This is a genomic window from Iocasia fonsfrigidae, assembly GCF_017751145.1.
Lineage (GTDB): Bacteria > Bacillota > Halanaerobiia > Halanaerobiales > DTU029 > Iocasia > Iocasia fonsfrigidae.
In genome coordinates, this window is record NZ_CP046640.1 from 3,191,127 (window position 1) to 3,210,177 (window position 19,051).

Consider the following 19,051-nt stretch of genomic DNA (forward strand, 5'->3'; position numbering starts at 1 on the left):
ATGAAATCACCTCCTTATTATATTAGCAGCCTTATGTTATTTTAGTTCTATAAAGAACTGCTATTTAATTAAATAGTAGCTGTTTTTTTAGAGCGCTGGTCAATTAAAACAGCTACTACTATCACAACACCAAGTACTACACCCTGCCAGAATGCATCAACATTCAACAGGTTCAACCCATTTCTTATGACCCCCATTATTAAAGCCCCAATTAATGTTCCAAATACTGTTCCTTTACCCCCTGACAAACTGGTCCCACCTATTACAACCGCTGCTATAGCATCAAGTTCATAACCATCTCCTGCCAGTGGATGACCAGAATTAATTCTACCAATAAACATAATTGCTGCAAAGCCACTTAATAAACCTGAAATAGCATAAACCATTATTTTATACTTATTTGTTTTAATACCAGATAGTTTAGTAGCAACCTCATTACTTCCAATTGCATAAACATAACGGCCAAATGGTGTCTTTTTTAATACATAAGCTGCTATTAAAAAAATAATAATTGCTTCTATAACTGGAAAAGGAATATCCCCAATATAACCTGAACCAATATAGCGAAAACCATCTGGAAAACCACTAATTGGTCTACCACGTGTATATATAAAAGCAATTCCTCTAGCTACCGACATCATACCCAGAGTAGTAACAAAAGCAGGAACCTTACCTATACTAATAACAACCCCGTTAACTAAACCAAGAAAAGCACCCAACAATACCCCTGTTAAGACTGCGAGTAAAGGGTTCCCGGTAGATTTTAATACTGCTGCCGTCATTACTCCACATAAGCCCAGAATAGACCCAACAGATAAATCTATTCCACCAGTTAAAATAACAAAAGTTGAACCAGCTGCTATAACAGAAATAACTGCAACCTGTACTAACACATTGAGAATATTAGTTACTGATAAAAAAGCAGGTGATATAATTGCTAAAATAGTACATAAAACAATTAACCCAATTAAAGAACTTAATTCTCTAAAAATATTACTGTTTATTTTGGGATTTTTTGCATTAATTTCCTCCATTTTAATTATCCCCCTTTTCTGAAGCCCCTGTTGCGGCTAACATTATCTTTTCTGATGTTGCTTGTTTTCTAGTAAATTCAGCAGTTTTTTTACCTCTACACATAACCATAATTCTATCACTTATTCCCAACAACTCCGGCAATTCAGATGAAACCATAATTATCCCAATTCCCCTGGCAGCCAGCTCCCCAATTATTTTGTATATCTCTGCTTTTGCTCCTACATCAATGCCACGTGTTGGTTCATCCAGGATTAATATTTTAGGGTTAACAGCAAGCCATTTAGCCAATACAACCTTTTGTTGATTACCACCACTCAGATTTTCTACTAATTGATTAATTGAAGGGGTCTTCACCTGTAATTTTTCAACCAAATGAACAGCGGCCTTATTTTCTTTAATGGTATCTACTTTTATTGTGCCAGCAAATTCCTTCAGTGATGCTAGTGTTACATTATCTTTAACACTAAATTTTAATACTAATCCCTGCTCTCCTCTATCCTCAGGAATAAGTGCTAAACCATTTTTGACTGCTTCATAGGGATGGGTTATTTTTACTGGTCTATTATCAATAAGAATCTCTCCACTGTTAACTGCTAAAACACCAAAAATAGCATTAACCAATTCTGATCGTCCAGCACCAACTAATCCACCAATACCTAAAATTTCACCTGCCTTTAGTTTAAAAGAAATATCTGAGATGCGATTTTTTACAGTTAGATTACGAACCTCCAATATTGTCTGGCCAATTTCAGTTTCTACCTTGGGGAACATCTCTGACATCTCACGGCCAACCATTTTCTCTACTAAAGACTGTTCATTTAGTTCCGATATATCCCAACTACCGACATATTCCCCATCACGTAAAACTGTTGCTTTATCTGCAATACTAAAAATCTCATCCATATGATGACTTATAAAAATAATTGATACCCCTGCTGACTTTAACTTCTTCATTATCTTAAAGAGTATCTCCGTCTCCCCTGGACTCAATGATGAAGTCGGTTCATCCATTACCAGTATTGATGAGTTTAAAGAAAGGGTTTTGGCTATCTCTACTAGTTGCCGGTCTGCGACAGACAAATTACCCACAAGGTCGTCTGGCTTAACCCCTGTTTCTAACTGGCTTAAATAATGCTGTGCATTTTTATTTAGTTCATTATATTGAATTTTACCTTTACTTAAAGGAAACCTACCTAAAAACATATTTTCCGCTACTGTCAGGTGTGGTATCAGGTTTAATTCCTGATAAATCATACCTATTCCTAAACTTTGAGCAGTTAGAGTGTCAGTAATTTCAACCTCTTTTTCATGAACTGAAATTTTACCAAAGTTCTTTTGATATACCCCGGCTAAAATTTTCATTAAAGTACTTTTTCCTGCTCCATTTTCACCAACAACTGCATGAATCTCACCCTTTTCAACCATCAAATTAACCTCGTTTAATGCTAAAACACCAGGGAATTCTTTAGTTATATTTTTCATTTCCAGTGCTATAGACATTTTTTAACCCCCTTTAATACTTTATCTACAGACTTTTGTTGAATCCCTTTCTATTAATTTAGGTTTAACAATCATTTTATTTGAATCCACCTGTTCATTATTTATATATTTTAACAGCATATTAACCCCATCAGATATCATTTTATCAATTGGCTGAGATAATGTTGTTAAAGCTGGTTCAGTCATTGATGAAAATTCTATATTATCATAACCTAGCAATGAGATATCATCAGGTATTGTTAAACCATTTGCTTTCAAAACAGATAAGATTCTAAGGGCTTTAAAATCATTAGATGCAAAGATAGCCGTTGGGGGATTACTAGAATCAAATAGTTGAATAATAGCATCTAGAAACTCCCCTGATCTCCAAACTTCCTCAGTATGACTAAGTATATATTCTTTCCTAATTTTTATATTGGCATTTTGTAATGCCTGTTTATATCCTTGACGTCGCAAACGTTCAGCCTGGGTAAAGTCTGATGTAGCAAAAGCAATATTTTTATGGCCAAGTTCCAATAAATATTCTGTAGCCAACATACCACCATAATAATTATCCAAAGTTATTGAAGGAATATCATAACCTTGAATATCTCGATCAATCAAAACGATAGGAATATTTTTTCTAGACTTAAAATTAATGATATTGGTCAGGTCTTCCTCTCCACCAATAGAAAGGATTCCATCAATATTTCTGTCCAAAAGAACCTGTAGGTAGGTTTTTTCTCTAATATCATCATTATCAGTGTTGCAAATTACCACTGTATAATTTTCCTGTTGAAACTTTCTTTCTGCATGCCAGCATGCTTGTGAATAATAAGGGTTTCTTATATCAGGTACTATTAAGCCAATGGTATTTGTCTGTTTAGTAGCTAAACTGCGGGCTACCTGGTTTGGACGATAATCTAAATTATTAACAGCATTAAGCACTACTTCTTTAGTTTCCTGAGAGACTGGACCACTCTTGTTTAATACCCTTGAAACAGTACTTTTAGATACATTAGCAAATTTAGCAACATCAGCAATCGTAATCTTCATCTTTCAACTCCTTTTTGCCTTAATGTAAGAAGAGCTAAAAACGTTCCCAATTCATTTTATTGGATAATATCCTTGATATATCAACAACTATATCATTTATTATAATTTTTATAAAAACGGTTCCACTACTATACTAATTATTCTCTATAATATTTTAAATTCCTTCTTTTTTTTAAAATTTATTATTAATCACTCCTTATTCAGTACTAGCATAAAATAAAAATATTGATTTAACCAGCAGCGGAATTTAAAATTGGAAAGGGGGTTAAATTTGTGGAAAGGGAATGTCCTGAAGATACTATACCTTACATCATTAAAGCTGGAGATACACTCTATCAACTGGCCCAGGAATATGATACTACCGTTGATGCCATCTTACAGATAAACCCTGAGTTGGAGCCTAAGAATCTTCAGATTGGAGAAAAAATATGTCTACCTACCTTAAGACATTAAACATTTTAAATCAAAAAAAGCTGTTTACAGTAGATTACTGTAAACAGCTTTTTTCTATCAATATTAAACTGAATAGGAAGCTTTTACATCATACCCATACCCGGCATTCCGCCTCCCATGCCACCCATACCACCAGCAGGCATTCCGCCGCCAGCAGGAGCATCATCATCTTCTTCTTTATCTGCAACCAGGCATTCTGTCGTTAATAACATAGCAGCTGCACTGGCAGCATTCTGCAGGGCTGAACGGGTAACCTTGGCTGGGTCAACAATACCTACTTCTATCATGTTTACAAATTCACCTTTGTAGGCATCAAAACCAATACCAGCGTCTCTTTCTTTTACCCTTTCAACAATTACAGAACCTTCATAACCTGCATTATCAGCGATAAGACGTACTGGGGTTTCCAGAGCCTTCCTGACAATGTCTACACCAGTTTCTTCATCACCTTCAAGCTCAACTTCATCAAGTGCAGAAATAGCATCTAATAGTGTTGTTCCACCACCAGATACTAAACCTTCTTCCACAGCAGCCCTGGTAGCAGATAGGGCATCTTCAATACGGTGTTTCTTTTCTTTTAACTCAGTTTCAGTAGCGGCACCAACTTGAATTACTGCCACACCACCGGCTAACTTAGCTAATCTTTCCTGTAGTTTTTCTCTATCAAAATCAGAGGTAGTACTTTCTATTTGTTTTTTAATCTGCTTAATCCTACCTTGAATATCTTTTTTGTCACCATGACCCTCAACAATAGTAGTCTCTTCTTTGGTTACATTAACCTTATGGGCCTGGCCTAGCATGCTAATATCAGCATTTTCTAACTTTAATCCCAGGTCTTCAGTAATTACCTGACCACCTGTTAAGATAGCGATATCTTCCAGCATTGCCTTGCGGCGGTCACCAAAACCAGGGGCTTTAACTGCTACACAGTTAAAGGTACCGCGGATCTTATTAACAACCAGGGTTGCCAGGGCTTCACCCTCAACATCTTCAGCCATAATTAATAAGGCCTTACCTGATTGAGCAACCTTTTCTAAGAGTGGTAATATTTCCTGAATGCTAGAGATTTTCTTATCTGTTATAAGTATATATGGATCTTCTAGAGCAGCTTCCATAGTATCAGTATCTGTCACCATATAGGGAGATAGGTAACCACGGTCAAACTGCATACCTTCAACTACTTCTAAAGAGGTCCCCATACTTTTGGATTCTTCAACAGAAATAACTCCATCCTGTCCAACCTTTTCCATAGCTTCAGCAATCAAATTACCAATCTCATCATCATTACCGGCAGAAATAGCAGCAACCTGTGAAACTGCTTCTTTACCCTCTACAGGTTTACTCAATTTAGCTATCTCATCAACAACTTTATTGACTGCCTTTTCAATACCCTTTTTGATAATCATAGGGTTAGCACCAGCAGCAACATTCTTAAGGCCTTCTTTAAAAATTGACTGAGCAAGTACAGTAGCAGTGGTAGTACCATCACCAGCTACATCATTAGTCTTGGTAGCAACCTCCTTAACAGTTTGAGCCCCCATGTTTTCATAGTGGTTTTTAAGCTCTATTTCACGGGCAATACTCACACCATCATTAGTAATAGTAGGAGCGCCAAAACTTTTTTCCAGTACAACATTACGACCCTTAGGTCCTAGAGTAACTTTAACAGCATTTGCCAGGGTGTCAACACCACGTTCTAAAGCACGACGTGCATCTTCACCAAACTTTAATTCCTTTGCCATAAACTATCCCTCCTCATTTAATTTAAACAATTATTCAATTACAGCTAACACATCGTCAACCTTTATAATTATATACTCAACATCATCAATATTTACTTTGGTACCAGCATATTTATCAAAGACAACCTGGTCACCAGTCTTAATATCACAATCTTCACAGCCTTTACCAACAGCAATAACTTCCCCTTGCTGAGGTTTTTCTCCTTTGGCAGTATCAGGAAGGACTATACCACTCTTAGTCTTTTCCTCCTCTTCGACATACTGAACAACAACTCTGTCATTTAAAGGTTTAATTGCCATCAATATACCCCCTTTTAGATTTTAATATGTATTGTTAGCACTCATCAAAAGCGAGTGCTAATAGCCACAGTTAATATAATAACTAAGTATCCAGCTAAAATCAAGCCTTAATAATCCTCAATTATGACTTTAATATTCCATTAAAGTGCATTATCTTTAATTAACTGCTGTATTCAACAAATATTAATTATTTACTAAATTATCTCTATTTCTGTTTCACATTCCTGGGCTATAATTTTATAATTCTTTCCAATTAAATCATTTCCAAAAATATCAAATATTATACCTGGAACTACTATTAAATCATATTTTTTGTTATTCTTCTTAACAGCCTTAATTATATCACCACAAAGCAGGAGACCTGCACAGGCAATTGACCCCCCAAAGAAATTATTGCTGACAGCCATAACATCTACGATGGTTTTTGAATAAATACCCTGCATATGCTCAGCTACTTTTTGTAATAAACCCTCCGCAAGTATAGAAGTAAGTAAGAGAATGTCCTTTCCTCTGTAATCTCTGATAACTCGTTCTATACTATTAATTGTTTTTAGATCCAGATCATAATCAAAGACAAGACCGGACTTTTCCCCGGCCTCTTTTTTTAAGGGGATTTGCACCAGGCTATTATCTCTGTTTATTACTATCAGCGGGTCTTTACGCCTGGTGATCAAATCAAAAGCCTCAACTCTACTTTTGACCTCATCAGCTCCCACTCTCTTGACAATATCATTTTTCTTTAATGGTACTGCAGCAGCAGGGGAAGCAGGGATAATCCCTTTAATACGACAGGTAAAATCATCAATTTGGGGTGGCTCTAATAAAAGGGGAAAAGCGTAGTATTCAGCCAGTCTATCAACTAAACTAATTAAAGAATTGTAAATACTATCAATATCAAACTTTAGACTATCAGCTGCATACCTGGTATATCCAGGCAGATAAATACGGACGGAGGCTGGTTGATAGCTGGCTAAAAAATCTATTGTTTCCACAAGATACTCCCAGCCCATGAGATGGGGCATGGCCACAATACTCCCGTGAAAGATGATATTATATTCTTTAAACAATTCTAAGCCCTCAAATACAATAGCAGGGTTTTTATCACCCATTAAAAAAACCCTTTCATCAGGGTCAGAACAATTCAATGATATATTAAGCTCGACAGGTTCATTTTCTTTCAAACATTTAATAACTCTATCTGTTAAATAACTCCCATTAGTCGTTATATTAATCTGTTTGTCAGGGAATTTGTCCCTGATTAAATAAATAATTTCCAGTATAGCTGGATGTGTAAATGGATCTCCCTCTATGATCTTACTGGCAGACTCCCCGATTACTAATGTTCCATCAGGGGAAAGGAACTCTAATAATTCTTTAATCAGAGAAATGTCCAGATGACCAAAACGGTAGACCTCAAGACCTATCGGGTTATTGCAGTGACTGCAAAACCTGCAATTCATATTACAAACAGAGGTTATGGGGAGTATGTTATCATTTTGGACTGTTTTTAATAAAATATACCTCTCTCTAGCAGTTAACTCTTTCATTTAAACACCTACTTCAGACTAAGATTAGCTGCTGCACCCAGGCTAAATGGTGCAAAATCACCTTTCTGGTACTGATAATATGCAGCAGCACCAATCATGGCCGCATTATCTGTACAGAGCTTCAGTAAGGGGGTATATAAAGGTAAATCTTTCTCAGCAAGAGCCATAGACAACTGCTGACGCAGGGTTTTATTTGCTGCAACCCCACCAGAGAGGATAACACTTTTTACCTCCCGTTCCTGAACAGCCTTCATAACTTTATTAAGCAGGACATCTATTACGGCCTGCTGAAAACTGGCAGCTATATCTGGAATATGCAGTTTTTTCCCTTTTTGTTTTTGATTGTGAATATAATTTATAACAGCGGTTTTTAAACCACTGAAACTAAAATCATAGTTGTCTTCATTAATAAAAGGACGCGGAAAATCAACTGCCACCGGGTCTCCTTCTTTACTAATCTTTTCAACAGCCGGGCCTCCCGGGTATCCTATCTCCAGTACCCTGGCAATTTTATCAAAGGCCTCACCAGCGGCATCATCTCTGCTGCGTCCAAGTATTTGATAATCCCCTAATTCCTTAAAATAAAGAAGGTCAGTATGACCACCAGAAATAGTCAAACAGACTACTGGGGGCTCTATCTGCGGGTTGGAAATAAAATTGGCATAGATATGTCCGGCAATATGATTAACCCCAATAAATGGCTTATGAAGGACATAGGCCAGAGCTTTAGCAGCTGATAGACCTACCAACAAACCACCTACTAGACCAGGACCGTAGGTAGCCGCTACTCCATCTATCTGATCATAAGTAACCCTGGCAGTCTGCAAAGCCTCTTCAATAACTGGATTAATAAGTTCCAGATGCTTACGGGAAGCAATCTCAGGTACTACTCCACCATATTTCCTGTGTAAATCAATCTGTGAAGCCACAATATTTGACAAAACATCAAGGCCATTTTTCACAACTGCTGCAGCAGTTTCATCACACGACGATTCTACTGCCAGTATTAACACATCATTCTCCTTCATCAATAATCTCCTTCCACATAATAAGGGCATCTTCATGGTCATTAGTATAATATTTAGGCCTACATCCAACAGGGATAAAGCCATATTTTTTGTAGAGGGCTATAGCAGAACTATTACTTACCCTAACCTCCAGTGTTACCCTGAGGCTTCCTTCCTGTTTTGCCCTGACAACAAGTCTATTTAACAATTTTCGGGCTATACCCTTCCTCCTATATAAGGGGTCAACTGCTAAATTGGTTATATGTAATTCATCAATAATAACCCAGCCACCTATATAGCCAATAACTTTACTGCTATTTAAAGCTACAAAATAATGGGCATAAGGGTTTTCCTTAATCTCCCTGCAGAAAGACCTGAGTGACCATGGGTCTGGAAAAGAATCCTCCTCTATTCTTAAGACATCATCAAGGTGTGTCTCCTTCATCGAAACTATCTCTATATACATTTCATTCACCTGGATTCTTTTTTATACCAGTTTATTTCCGCCTGAGGCCTTTTAAGGTAGTTGGGTTTGATAGCCAAATAGCCATCATCCAGACCTTTCTTAAGATAATATGCACCGAGTTCAGCTACCAATCCCCCCTGAGGATAATTCAAAACAAAAGATAGTGGGATTAGTTCCAGTGAAGCATTATTAAATACCTCCTGATACTGTACGAAACCATTACCCATTACATATATTTTTTTAGAATCAGCAACTCCCTTTAAACGTTCAATCAGCTCAGTAACAGATAAAGCACTATCCCCCCATATCTTTACCTTTTTAATATCCTTATTCCAGCTATCATACATTGCACAGTACACCCGTTCACGTCTAGCATCAAGTAGGGGAAGAATCATACCCTCACAAGCCTGGGCCCCATAGGCCATTATATCAAGGGTAGATAAACCTTTCACAGGTAATTTTCTCACCTGGGCAAATGTCTTAATCGTACTTAAACCAATTCTCAGCCCGGTAAAAGAACCCGGGCCAAGGCCAACCGCCAGACCGGTCAGTTCATCAATAGAATAATTTGTCTCTTTAAATAAATAATCAATATTGGGAATAAGGCGTTCACTATGGCGGTGTATCAACTCTATATTTATCTCAGCAAGCAGACCATGTTCTCCTACTAAAGCAATAGCAGCTACCGGACTGCTAGTATCAATCCCTAATACTAACATTTTTTTTAATCCCTTCAATTAATTTTTTGCTCCTAACACCCTCTGCTTCAAGGGTAATTTCTCTTGCATCATCTGCTAGTCTATCTATTTTAACATAAATATAATCAGGAGACAAAAAACCATAGGCCAGCTCCGGCCATTCAATAATAATTATCCCCTTCCTATCCAGGTAATCCTCAAACCCCAGGTCCAGTAGGTCTGTCTCATCTTCAAGGCGGTAAAAATCCATATGATACAAAGGAAGTTCACCACTATATTCATTAACCAGGGTATAAGTGGGACTACTGACATCATCAATGATCCCCATTCCACTGGCAATCCCCTGTACAAAAACTGTCTTACCTACACCCAGGTCTCCTGATAAAAGAATCACCTGCTCTCTTTCTATTAAGTGACCAATTATTTCCCCAAGGAAAAAAGTCTCTTTTGCTGTCTTACTCCTAAATTGAAATATTGTCTGCTCCATATACTTCACCTCATATTTTCCACTTAAGCTGTCTCCCTTTTTACTATCATATCCAAAATTTCAGCTGATTTCAATATTACCTTATAGCACTTAATCTCATCATTACGGTAGCTCTCTTTTAAAGGGGCACAATCAATAGAGCCCATCTCTCTTTCATAAATACTAAAAAACTCCTTACTAAGTTCCTTTATTCTGGAGCTCTCATGAGCCCTTTCTTCAACAAAGAGATTCCCCATTACCATCAGAGCAGCTGTTAAAGCACCACATTTATCTTCTATGGCCATGCCCCCACCAAAGGCAGCAGCTAGTTTCAGGGCATTCCTGGACAAACCAAGGTCATAGGCCTTATTAGCCCCATATAAAATTGTCTCAGCACAATTAAGGTCTTCTTCCTGACCAAAACCATCTTTAATTAAATCTGTTAACAATCCCCTTCACTCTCCTCATTTTTTATATTATATCCTTAAAAATCCTCAAATACCCTGTTAAACACAGCTGTTTTATTTAACTTACCAAATAAAACTTACTTAAAACAGTCTTTGCTGTCTTAAGGTTTTCCTCTTTAATTAAGATATAGTCTGTATTATAGGTAGAGAGGACAAATACACTAATCTCATTTTCTGCCAGTACTGTAGTCAGTGAAGAAACGATCCCGATAAGATCAAACCCCAGGGGGCCCTCAACTTCAATTGCCGCCCAACCCTTTTCTGACTTTACCCCAACTGGAACAGATTCTTCAGCAGATACTATTGATAATTCATTCCTGGTTCTAGTTATTGAATAAAAATCACGGCTTTCTAATACCCACTTTGGTATTGGCCGATCTTTATCCACACTACAAACTGCCAACCTTTTCGGTAAAACTTTTAATGATAATTTTTCCACATATATTCCCCCCTGTTGATTACATATCATTATTTTCTCTAAAACAAGAAAAAAATCCTTCTTTTTTATTATTTAAAGTTCTTTCATAATTACCTTTGTCTTGCATAATTACATGAAAGAGCCACTTAAAACGGAGCACCTAGGGAACTCCCTATTTAAACAAACCATACAAGAAAATTAAGGTTGCAGGCTTGAGTATAACCGATTAGGAAAAAGGCCGTTTTTCTGTTTGACCGAAGGGAGTTTAAAACAACAATTGAGAATAATCCTGCCAGCTAAATGATTCAACTGGTATTGAGATATTATATGCTTTTTTTTGCTTTTCCCAAAGATACCAGTTATCCCTGATTCCTTTGCGGGCATATTTAATACAATTTACAGTATCTGGTCCAAGCAGAAGGATCTTATGTTTTGCTGTCTCATTCATCCAGTTGATAATCCAGGAATTTATCCCTTGATCACCAAAACTATAACCAGCTATAATTAAACTATCCACACTGGGGAGCAGGCGGTAAAAACTATAATGAACGTCAACATAGATACTGCGGTGGTATTCCAATATCTTATTTATCCTACCGGTTAGAATAAGAGGTCTAACCCCAATCTGTTCTATATTAGTCATTTTTTCCTGATTATCCAAGTCCCTGGAACCATAGAATTCTTTATTACCCTGTTTATACCTGTACCAGTTAACAGAGCCGTGTAGTTTAAGGAGTCTAAGTCTCCCAGAATCATCTATTAAAGACCCCGGCTGCCAGTGCCTTATCCCACTTTCATCAGCAAAACCATCAACATATGGCAGCTTGTTTTTACTAAAATAATGTTCCAGTACAGTATCATGATTTAGGGTGAAAATATTAATTGAACCTACATTAGCATCCTCAATAAGCTCCTTAATAAAGGAAAGATAATCTAAATTAGCAGGTTTATGAGAGAGTAGGTCTGTAACTACATCAGCAATGTAAGCAACGCTATAACTGGCCAGTTTGGCTATTGTCCAGGAAAAACCTTTTTTAGCAAAATTAAGTTCTTTTTTAACAAGTGGTTTTATTTTTTCCACAAAAAAAACCACAATCGGGTTTTCATATTCACTGGTAAAATCCTTAATCTGTCTTACTACATAATAGAGATCCTCATAGCTTATATTTGACTTATTAAAAAAAACTGTAATTTCTCTTTTTATTATACTTAAAAACCTAATTATATTATTAACACAGCTATCAGGGTTTTTATGTTTTCTAATATAAAAACGACCCCGGTCTTGATTAAAGCCCTGATCATATATTACTCCCTTTCCTGACATTATCCTTTTTGTTATATCATCAGTTGAAGGCATCCCAGCTGCAGCAGAAGCACCCGCCCCCAGAAAAAGAGAAATATTTTGTTTAACCATAATTTTTACCCGCCTTCTAAAATACTTATATTTATTTTATAATTATAGGAAGGTAATTATGTAAAAAACCACCTATTCAATTATTAAAGAAATAAGCGGTCTATAATTTATTAGTTTTTAAATATGTTTTCTCCACATCTTTAAAGTTTACACTAATTCAGCAGACACATCTTCTCTAGTGACATTTTTTCTTTTTTCTTCTAGATTTTTATACGTCCTTATTAATAAAAACATTGAGACAAGGAAAGTTAAAAAATCAGCCAGGGGTTGGGCTAAAAATATAGATTTTACTCCTACTAAATAAGAAAGAATAATTAAAGTCGGTATAAAAAAGATACCCTGTCTGGACAATGATAAAAAACCCGCTGGAACAGCTTTACCCATTGCCTGATAAAGCATACTGGCAGTTACATTTAAACCAAGTACTGGGAGCATAGTTGAAAAGTATTTTAAGCCAACAGCAGCAATTTCAATTACTGCTGTATCCTTAGAAAATATACTAATTAACTGTCTGCTAAAAACAATAAAGATAATTGTCATTATCACACAAAATATTGTTGTTCTTTTAATCGTAATCCGGATAGATTCCAGTAAACGGTCAAACAATATAGCCCCATAATTAAAACCCGCCACCGGTTGAAAGGCCTGTCCAAATCCTAATACAACCATTAAGGGTAACGAAAACACCCTGTTTATAATACCAATAGCCGCTACATATATATCATTATAATACCCGGCAGTATTATTCAAAAGGGCCATGGCTATACTTATTAAAACCTGGCGCATTAGAGTTGGGAGACCCATTTTAATAATTTCAGTAAAAATTTTAACTGAAGGAGAAAAATCCCTTAAATTTATTTCTAAAATACTCCTGCCGCTGAAATAATAATATAATAATATTATGGTAGATACAGCCTGGGCTAATACTGTTGCCAGAGCAGCCCCGGCAACCCCCATGTTTAAAACAAAAATAAAAATAGGATCAAGAATAATATTCAAGCCAGCTCCAATAGCCATAGCAAACATACTCATTTTAGCATTCCCCTCGGCCCTGACCATACTATTCAAATTCATATTGTTTATTGTAAATATTGTTCCAAGAATAATAATACTACCATATTCCATAGCATATGGTAATATAGTATCAGTTGCACCAAAAACCTTAACAATAGCTTCTAAAAAAATGTATCCCAGGGCTGCCAGAAATATTCCAAAAACACTGGTCATAATAAATGAGGTAGAAACCACTTTATTAGCCATGTTTTTCTTATCTTCACCAAGCAATCTGGAGATATAGGATGCTGAACCCATACCAAAGGTCATACCAAAGGCTGATAATAACATAAAAATAGGAAAAACTACAGTAACAGCACCAATCGATAATATTCCTAATCTACCGACAAATACCGTATCCACTAAATTATAAACAGCTGTAACTAACATACCAATAATTGCAGGTATGGACATATTGCTTAGTACTTTAGGTATTGTTTCTTCTGCCATCATTCTGGTCTTTTTATCTTTATACATTTAAAAACCTCCATAAATTAATTTGATTTATTTACAATATGTTATTTTCAGTATATGACTGTAGCAGATCAAGGATAAATTGAATGTTTGCTTCTTGATTTTTAGCATAAAATTTAAGGAGAGTTGGTATAGAGGTCTGAATAATAATAAATAACTTTTTTAATTCCTCTTGATAAAGATCTATACAAACCTCACTATAATCACGTTTAAAATTAATTAAAAATAAATTATATACTTTAGTAAAAATAATTTCATTAAACCTTATTTTATCTATTGCATTTTTCTTATCTTTATGTAAATCATTATTTTCATGGATATACCTAAATATTTTTTTTACAATTACTTTATTTCTACACATTTCTTTATATAAAATTGTAAAAAATGTTTTAAGATATTCTTTTTTTATGTTATTTGTTTCATGAGATAGTTTATGATATATCATATCCCAGTTTTCTTCAAAAATTTTTAAAAATAAATCCCATTTAGTAGGAAAATAATTATAAATAGTCCCTACAGCAATCCCAAGTTCATCAGCAATACTCTTCATACATACATCTTGATATGAATTTTCCTTAAAAAGCTTTAGAGAACTGTCAATAATCTTTCCCCTTAGATTCTTAATTTTTTTAGGCATAATCCCACTCCCCATAAATTATGCAATAACATTATATGAATCCCATTCATATAATATTATAATGAATGGGATTCATAATGTCAATAATTATTTTAATTTCTAATAGCAAAATAAATTTATAAATAAATATAATTAATCATCCTATATTTTCTATAGGATGGCATGGTTTTAGTACCCTGCCTGGTTTTAGTATATAATCTATATGCTAGAACCCAGGTGAATGTGCACCTATAAACAATAGATGGACAAGCTACCTACTTAGAACAAAATAATATTTAAAACCTTATGACTCAAATTTATTTTAAATAAAATGATACTTCTACATAAAAAATACTACTGTAGTAGTACTGCAGTAGTATTTTACATTACAACAAAGTTTTATTAGTTTTTGGAATGCCGGCAAAATATCCATATACTTAGCTAGTACTACTCTTTTGTTCATCAATGTTATGATGCTTATTTCCTTTCCGGCGAAGTTTTGACAGAAAATTAAATCTAATATTCTGTTTGCTTATGACGTCAAAGGCAACGGCAGCCAGTAAGACAAGACCCTTGACTACTTGCTGTACATTTGAACTGACCCCCATGATGGACATTCCGTTGTTTAATATACCCATAGTCATAGCTCCGATCAGTGCACCGCTTATGGTACCTATACCACCAGTAGCACTTGCACCACCTATAAAACAGGCGCCAATTGCATCTAACTCAAATAATTGACCTGCTTGCGGTGATGCAGAATTTAAACGTGTAGAAAACACAATTCCGGCAATAGAAGCTAGAAAAGCCATATTAACATAGACAAGGAAAAGTAATTTCCTGGTTTTAACACCGGACAAACGTGCAGCCTTTTCATTACCCCCCAGAGCATAAATATGACGGCCTGGTACCGTAGAAGAAGTGAAATAACTGTAAACTATCAGTATGATTCCAAGAATTATAAATACCATCGGAACACCGCGGTAATTTGCCAGTATATAAAATACCCATATGATAGCAACTGCAATGATTGTCAGTCTGAATCCCATATTCAAGAGACTCTCTACAGAATATCCCTTGTTCTTACGAGAGTTATAACTGTATATTTGATAGATACTAAATGCTATAGCGAGTATTATACCTATTACTAATGATGTGCTATTCCTCACACCAAACAGATGCATATTTTCAAATAAATCAGGAATAAATCCTGCAGAATAAGCACGATATTCGGAAGGGAAAGGAGCCAGTGTCAGGCCATTCAACACAATTAGAGTTAATCCCCTGAATATAAGCATTCCAGCCAATGTTACTATAAAAGCGGGAATCCTTACATAAGCAATCCAGAAACCCTGCCATACACCAATACCGATACCAATTAGTAAGGATAAAAGAATGGAAAGATGAGGATTCCATCCCCAGGAGATGATAAATGTGCCTGCACAAGCACCTATCAGGGCACACACAGAGCCTACCGACAGGTCAATGTTACCTCCTGTCAGTATGCAAAGCAGCATACCAGTGGCTAAAATGACCACATAGGCATTCTGGAAAATAAGATTAGATACATTCATTGGCTTAAGCAATATGCCATTAGTCAAGACTTGAAAAAGTACAATAATACCCAATAATACGAAAAGCAACATATATTGTTTCAGGTTATTGCGAATTGTAGTCCAGTTCATACTCGACCTCCCCTTTACTTGCTTGTATGATAGAATTCATGATACCTTCCTGAGTCGCCTCCGATTGGAGGAGTTCATCAATTATTTTACCTTCGTTCATTACATAGATGCGATCACACATCCCCAGGATCTCTGTTAGTTCGGATGATATGAGCAAAATTGCTTTTCCTTCTTCGGCCAGTTCATTTATTATTTCATAGATTTCATATTTTGCTCCTACATCTACACCACGAGTTGGTTCATCCAGAAGCAGAACATCAGGCCTGGAATAGATCCATTTTCCTAAAAGCACCTTTTGTTGATTACCTCCCGATAAATTACTTACATATTGCTCAACATTAGGTGCCTTTATATTTAGATCCTTTCGATATTTATTAGCGACTTGCCTTTCAAGATCCTTATCGATTCGGCCGTGTTCAGTTACATAATCCATTCTCGGCAGTGTAATATTGTGTTTGATGCTGCTACCCAACAGTATACCACTCTCTTTACGATCTTCAGTAACATAGGCCAGATTATGTGAAATAGCTTCAGGTACAGAAGTCATATCCAGAATTTTTCCTTCTTTTATAACCGTACCGGAAGTATTGGTTCCATAGGCCTGACCGAAAATAGACATGGCCAATTCTGTGCGGCCCGAGCCGATCAAACCATAAATACCTACTACTTCACCCTTATGCACTTTAAAGGATACATCATCTACGACTTTGCGTTCTGGATATAGTTCATGGCTAACTGACCAGTTTTTCACTTCAAAAGCCACTTCATCACGTATTTTGTCAGGTCTAGATGGATAACGTTCTGTCATCTCTCTGCCTACCATACCTCGGATAATTCTTTCTTCTGACACATCATCGGTCTTATTATCAAGGGTCTCAACAGTACAGCCATCACGAATAACCGTTATCCTGTCGGCACAATAGGCGATTTCATGTAATTTATGTGATATAACAATAGAGCTAATACCTTCTTCACGACGTAGTTTTAGTATTAGGTCAAGAATGTGTTGTGCCTCCTGTTCATTGAGGGAAGAGGTCGGTTCATCTAATATTAATAAACGTACATTCTTGGCTAGTGCCTTTGCGATTTCGACCAACTGCTGTTTACCGACACCTATATCTTTAATCTGCATATGGGGATTTTCCTTTAGACCTACCATGCGCATGTATTTTTTAGCTTTTTTATAGGTCTGATCCCAGTCAATGACACCATTTTGTTGCTGTTCGTTACCTAGAAACATGTTTTCTCCAATCGATAAATAGGGAACAAGAGCTAATTCCTGATGGATAATAACAATTCCCAGACTTTCTGAATCCTTGATGCCCTGAAAACCGCATTCCTTACCATCATAGTAGATGTCACCTGAATATGAACCATATGGATAAACTCCACTCAATACATTCATCAAGGTAGACTTTCCTGCACCGTTTTCTCCAACAATACCGTGAATCTCACCTTCCTGAACAGCAATATTAACATTATCCAGTGCCTTCACACCAGGAAACTCTTTGGTAATGGAGCGCATTTCCAGTAATGTCTTTGTCATTTTTATACCCTCCTTACAAAAATAGCAGATGGATAGAGATTACCCATCTGCCACAGCATGTTATTCTATAATTAGAGGCCCAACTGCTCAGAGGTATAATAACCACTGTCAATTAACAATTCTTTGTAATTGTTAATGTCAGCAAATACTGGTTCACATAGATAGGTTGGGATAATACCTGTGCCGTTATCATAGTCACTGGTGTTGTTGATTTCCGGTTCTTCGTTATTTCTGATAGCCTTTACCATTTCAACAACCTGTGCAGCCAGTGTACGGGTATCTTTGAAGATGGACATAGACTGATAACCGGCAATGATGTTTTTGGTGTTGGCTATATCACAATCTTGACCTGTAATAACAGGGAAATTGTCCTTTTCAAATCCTGCACCTAGCAATGAGTTGGTAACACCCAGAGCTGTTGAGTCATTAGAGCAGAGAACTGCATCAAGTTCCTGACCTGCTGAGTAATGAGCAGCAATCAGGTTGTCCATACGGGTCTGGGCATTTGCGGAAGACCAATTCATGGTAGCAATCTGTTCAAACTCAGTCTGTCCTGAAGGAACTACAACTACACCGCTCTTAACATAAGGTTTGATCACATCCCAAGCACCGTTAAAGAAGTAACGAGCATTGTTGTCGTCAGGAGCACCACCGAAGATTTCGATATAAGCAGGATCATCGGCCGAACGATTTTCCAGATTTAAAGCATCTTCAAGATATTCACCCTGAATGGTTCCAACCATATAGTTGTCAAAGGTAGCGTAATAGGAAACAGCATCTGTTTCCATGATTAGACGGTCATAAGCAATCACAGGGATTCCTTCTAATTTGGCAGTTTCAAGAACGGTACCCAGAGCACTACCATCGATGGAGGCTATAACGAGTACATCAGCACCACCCAAGATCATATTTTCAAGCTGAGAGATCTGAGTAGCGACATTATTGTTAGCATACTGAAGATCAACAGTATAACCAGCCTCTTCCAATTGGGCTTTCATGTTAGCACCATCTTGATTCCAACGCTGCAGACTTTGAGTGGGCATTGCAACCCCAATTTTCCCTTTAGCAGCAAAAACTGCGGTTGTCATCGTTAATACCAGAGCCAGAATCATTAAAATTGTTATACTTT

At 36.4% G+C, this 19,051-nt stretch carries 19 protein-coding genes; 1 reads left to right on the forward strand and 18 read right to left on the reverse strand.

Annotation, left to right across the window (positions count from 1 at the left end):
- Positions 1-68 precede the first annotated feature (68 nt).
- Genes GM661_RS15240 through GM661_RS15250 form a run of 3 tightly spaced genes read right to left on the reverse strand, consistent with a single transcriptional unit; the run spans position 69 to position 3,570 of the window.
- Entirely contained in the window at positions 69-1,034 is a 966-nt protein-coding gene (locus GM661_RS15240) for an ABC transporter permease (protein WP_230867608.1), read from the reverse strand.
- Between the two features lies 1 nt (position 1,035).
- The gene (locus GM661_RS15245; RefSeq protein WP_230867609.1) at positions 1,036-2,535 is read right to left on the reverse strand and encodes a sugar ABC transporter ATP-binding protein; all 1,500 of its coding nucleotides are present in this window, start codon (positions 2,533-2,535) and stop codon (positions 1,036-1,038) included.
- A 21-nt stretch (positions 2,536-2,556) separates the two neighbouring features.
- Entirely contained in the window at positions 2,557-3,570 is a 1,014-nt protein-coding gene (locus tag GM661_RS15250; protein WP_230867610.1) for a LacI family DNA-binding transcriptional regulator, read from the reverse strand.
- 273 nt (positions 3,571-3,843) lie between these two features.
- On the opposite strand from GM661_RS15250, the gene GM661_RS15255 reads away from it, so the two are divergent.
- Positions 3,844-4,023: a LysM peptidoglycan-binding domain-containing protein gene (locus GM661_RS15255; RefSeq protein WP_230867611.1), complete on the forward strand. Its 180-nt coding sequence runs from the start codon at positions 3,844-3,846 to the stop codon at positions 4,021-4,023.
- An 83-nt stretch (positions 4,024-4,106) separates the two neighbouring features.
- On the opposite strand, the gene groL is transcribed toward GM661_RS15255, so the two are convergent.
- The 15 genes from groL to chvE form a co-directional block, all read right to left on the reverse strand.
- Positions 4,107-5,765 carry a chaperonin GroEL gene (gene groL, locus GM661_RS15260; protein ID WP_230867612.1) on the reverse strand — a complete coding sequence of 553 codons (1,659 nt, stop codon included), beginning with the start codon at positions 5,763-5,765 and terminating at the stop codon, positions 4,107-4,109.
- A gap of 30 nt (positions 5,766-5,795) precedes the next feature.
- Positions 5,796-6,065, reverse strand: coding sequence for a co-chaperone GroES (locus tag GM661_RS15265; protein ID WP_125991590.1), 270 nt, complete (start codon positions 6,063-6,065; stop codon positions 5,796-5,798).
- Between the two features lie 194 nt (positions 6,066-6,259).
- Entirely contained in the window at positions 6,260-7,612 is a 1,353-nt protein-coding gene (locus GM661_RS15270) for a DUF512 domain-containing protein (RefSeq protein ID WP_230867613.1), read from the reverse strand.
- An 8-nt stretch (positions 7,613-7,620) separates the two neighbouring features.
- Positions 7,621-8,640: a tRNA (adenosine(37)-N6)-threonylcarbamoyltransferase complex transferase subunit TsaD gene (gene tsaD / locus GM661_RS15275; RefSeq protein ID WP_230867614.1), complete on the reverse strand. Its 1,020-nt coding sequence runs from the start codon at positions 8,638-8,640 to the stop codon at positions 7,621-7,623.
- Positions 8,627-9,085 (reverse strand): ribosomal protein S18-alanine N-acetyltransferase, encoded by a 459-nt coding sequence (gene rimI, locus GM661_RS15280; RefSeq protein ID WP_230867615.1) that lies wholly within the window; start codon positions 9,083-9,085, stop codon positions 8,627-8,629. Before rimI ends, tsaD begins: the two co-directional genes overlap by 14 nt.
- Before the next feature lie 5 nt (positions 9,086-9,090).
- Entirely contained in the window at positions 9,091-9,822 is a 732-nt protein-coding gene (tsaB, locus tag GM661_RS15285; RefSeq protein WP_230867616.1) for a tRNA (adenosine(37)-N6)-threonylcarbamoyltransferase complex dimerization subunit type 1 TsaB, read from the reverse strand.
- The gene (gene tsaE, locus GM661_RS15290) at positions 9,785-10,270 is read right to left on the reverse strand and encodes a tRNA (adenosine(37)-N6)-threonylcarbamoyltransferase complex ATPase subunit type 1 TsaE (protein ID WP_230867617.1); all 486 of its coding nucleotides are present in this window, start codon (positions 10,268-10,270) and stop codon (positions 9,785-9,787) included. Before tsaE ends, tsaB begins: the two co-directional genes overlap by 38 nt.
- Positions 10,271-10,293: 23 nt before the next feature.
- Complete coding sequence (locus tag GM661_RS15295; protein WP_230867618.1) at positions 10,294-10,698, reverse strand: C-GCAxxG-C-C family (seleno)protein; 405 nt, start codon at positions 10,696-10,698, stop codon at positions 10,294-10,296.
- Between the two features lie 76 nt (positions 10,699-10,774).
- Positions 10,775-11,155 (reverse strand): ACT domain-containing protein, encoded by a 381-nt coding sequence (locus tag GM661_RS15300; protein WP_230867619.1) that lies wholly within the window; start codon positions 11,153-11,155, stop codon positions 10,775-10,777.
- Between the two features lie 244 nt (positions 11,156-11,399).
- Positions 11,400-12,548, reverse strand: coding sequence for an SIR2 family protein (locus GM661_RS15305; protein WP_230867620.1), 1,149 nt, complete (start codon positions 12,546-12,548; stop codon positions 11,400-11,402).
- A gap of 147 nt (positions 12,549-12,695) precedes the next feature.
- A complete protein-coding gene (locus GM661_RS15310) occupies positions 12,696-14,078 on the reverse strand; it encodes an MATE family efflux transporter (RefSeq protein ID WP_230867621.1) in 1,383 nt (460 codons plus the stop codon).
- Positions 14,079-14,109: 31 nt separating this feature from the next.
- Positions 14,110-14,712, reverse strand: coding sequence for a TetR/AcrR family transcriptional regulator (locus GM661_RS15315; RefSeq protein ID WP_230867622.1), 603 nt, complete (start codon positions 14,710-14,712; stop codon positions 14,110-14,112).
- 416 nt (positions 14,713-15,128) lie between these two features.
- Positions 15,129-16,376, reverse strand: coding sequence for a multiple monosaccharide ABC transporter permease (mmsB, locus tag GM661_RS15320; protein WP_230867623.1), 1,248 nt, complete (start codon positions 16,374-16,376; stop codon positions 15,129-15,131).
- Positions 16,351-17,922, reverse strand: a complete 1,572-nt coding sequence (locus tag GM661_RS15325; RefSeq protein ID WP_230867624.1) for a sugar ABC transporter ATP-binding protein — start codon at positions 17,920-17,922, stop codon at positions 16,351-16,353. The genes mmsB and GM661_RS15325 overlap by 26 nt, the downstream gene beginning before the upstream one ends.
- 71 nt (positions 17,923-17,993) lie before the next feature.
- Positions 17,994-19,034: a multiple monosaccharide ABC transporter substrate-binding protein gene (gene chvE, locus GM661_RS15330; protein ID WP_407929680.1), complete on the reverse strand. Its 1,041-nt coding sequence runs from the start codon at positions 19,032-19,034 to the stop codon at positions 17,994-17,996.
- Positions 19,035-19,051 lie beyond the last annotated feature (17 nt).

What these genes read in the sequence shown, in the direction of transcription:
- GM661_RS15305 (WP_230867620.1), bottom strand. Translation starts at nt 12,548, where the DNA reads ATGGTTAAACAAAATATTTCTCTTTTTCTGGGGGCGGGTGCTTCTGCT.
- rimI (WP_230867615.1), bottom strand. Translation starts at nt 9,085, where the DNA reads ATGTATATAGAGATAGTTTCGATGAAGGAGACACACCTTGATGATGTC.
- GM661_RS15270 (WP_230867613.1), bottom strand. Translation starts at nt 7,612, where the DNA reads ATGAAAGAGTTAACTGCTAGAGAGAGGTATATTTTATTAAAAACAGTC.
- groL (WP_230867612.1), bottom strand. Translation starts at nt 5,765, where the DNA reads ATGGCAAAGGAATTAAAGTTTGGTGAAGATGCACGTCGTGCTTTAGAA.
- GM661_RS15325 (WP_230867624.1), bottom strand. Translation starts at nt 17,922, where the DNA reads ATGACAAAGACATTACTGGAAATGCGCTCCATTACCAAAGAGTTTCCT.
- GM661_RS15315 (WP_230867622.1), bottom strand. Translation starts at nt 14,712, where the DNA reads ATGCCTAAAAAAATTAAGAATCTAAGGGGAAAGATTATTGACAGTTCT.
- GM661_RS15250 (WP_230867610.1), bottom strand. Translation starts at nt 3,570, where the DNA reads ATGAAGATTACGATTGCTGATGTTGCTAAATTTGCTAATGTATCTAAA.
- tsaD (WP_230867614.1), bottom strand. Translation starts at nt 8,640, where the DNA reads ATGAAGGAGAATGATGTGTTAATACTGGCAGTAGAATCGTCGTGTGAT.
- GM661_RS15310 (WP_230867621.1), bottom strand. Translation starts at nt 14,078, where the DNA reads ATGTATAAAGATAAAAAGACCAGAATGATGGCAGAAGAAACAATACCT.
- GM661_RS15245 (WP_230867609.1), bottom strand. Translation starts at nt 2,535, where the DNA reads ATGTCTATAGCACTGGAAATGAAAAATATAACTAAAGAATTCCCTGGT.
- mmsB (WP_230867623.1), bottom strand. Translation starts at nt 16,376, where the DNA reads ATGAACTGGACTACAATTCGCAATAACCTGAAACAATATATGTTGCTT.
- GM661_RS15240 (WP_230867608.1), bottom strand. Translation starts at nt 1,034, where the DNA reads ATGGAGGAAATTAATGCAAAAAATCCCAAAATAAACAGTAATATTTTT.
- chvE (WP_407929680.1), bottom strand. Translation starts at nt 19,034, where the DNA reads ATGATTCTGGCTCTGGTATTAACGATGACAACCGCAGTTTTTGCTGCT.
- GM661_RS15265 (WP_125991590.1), bottom strand. Translation starts at nt 6,065, where the DNA reads ATGGCAATTAAACCTTTAAATGACAGAGTTGTTGTTCAGTATGTCGAA.
- tsaE (WP_230867617.1), bottom strand. Translation starts at nt 10,270, where the DNA reads ATGGAGCAGACAATATTTCAATTTAGGAGTAAGACAGCAAAAGAGACT.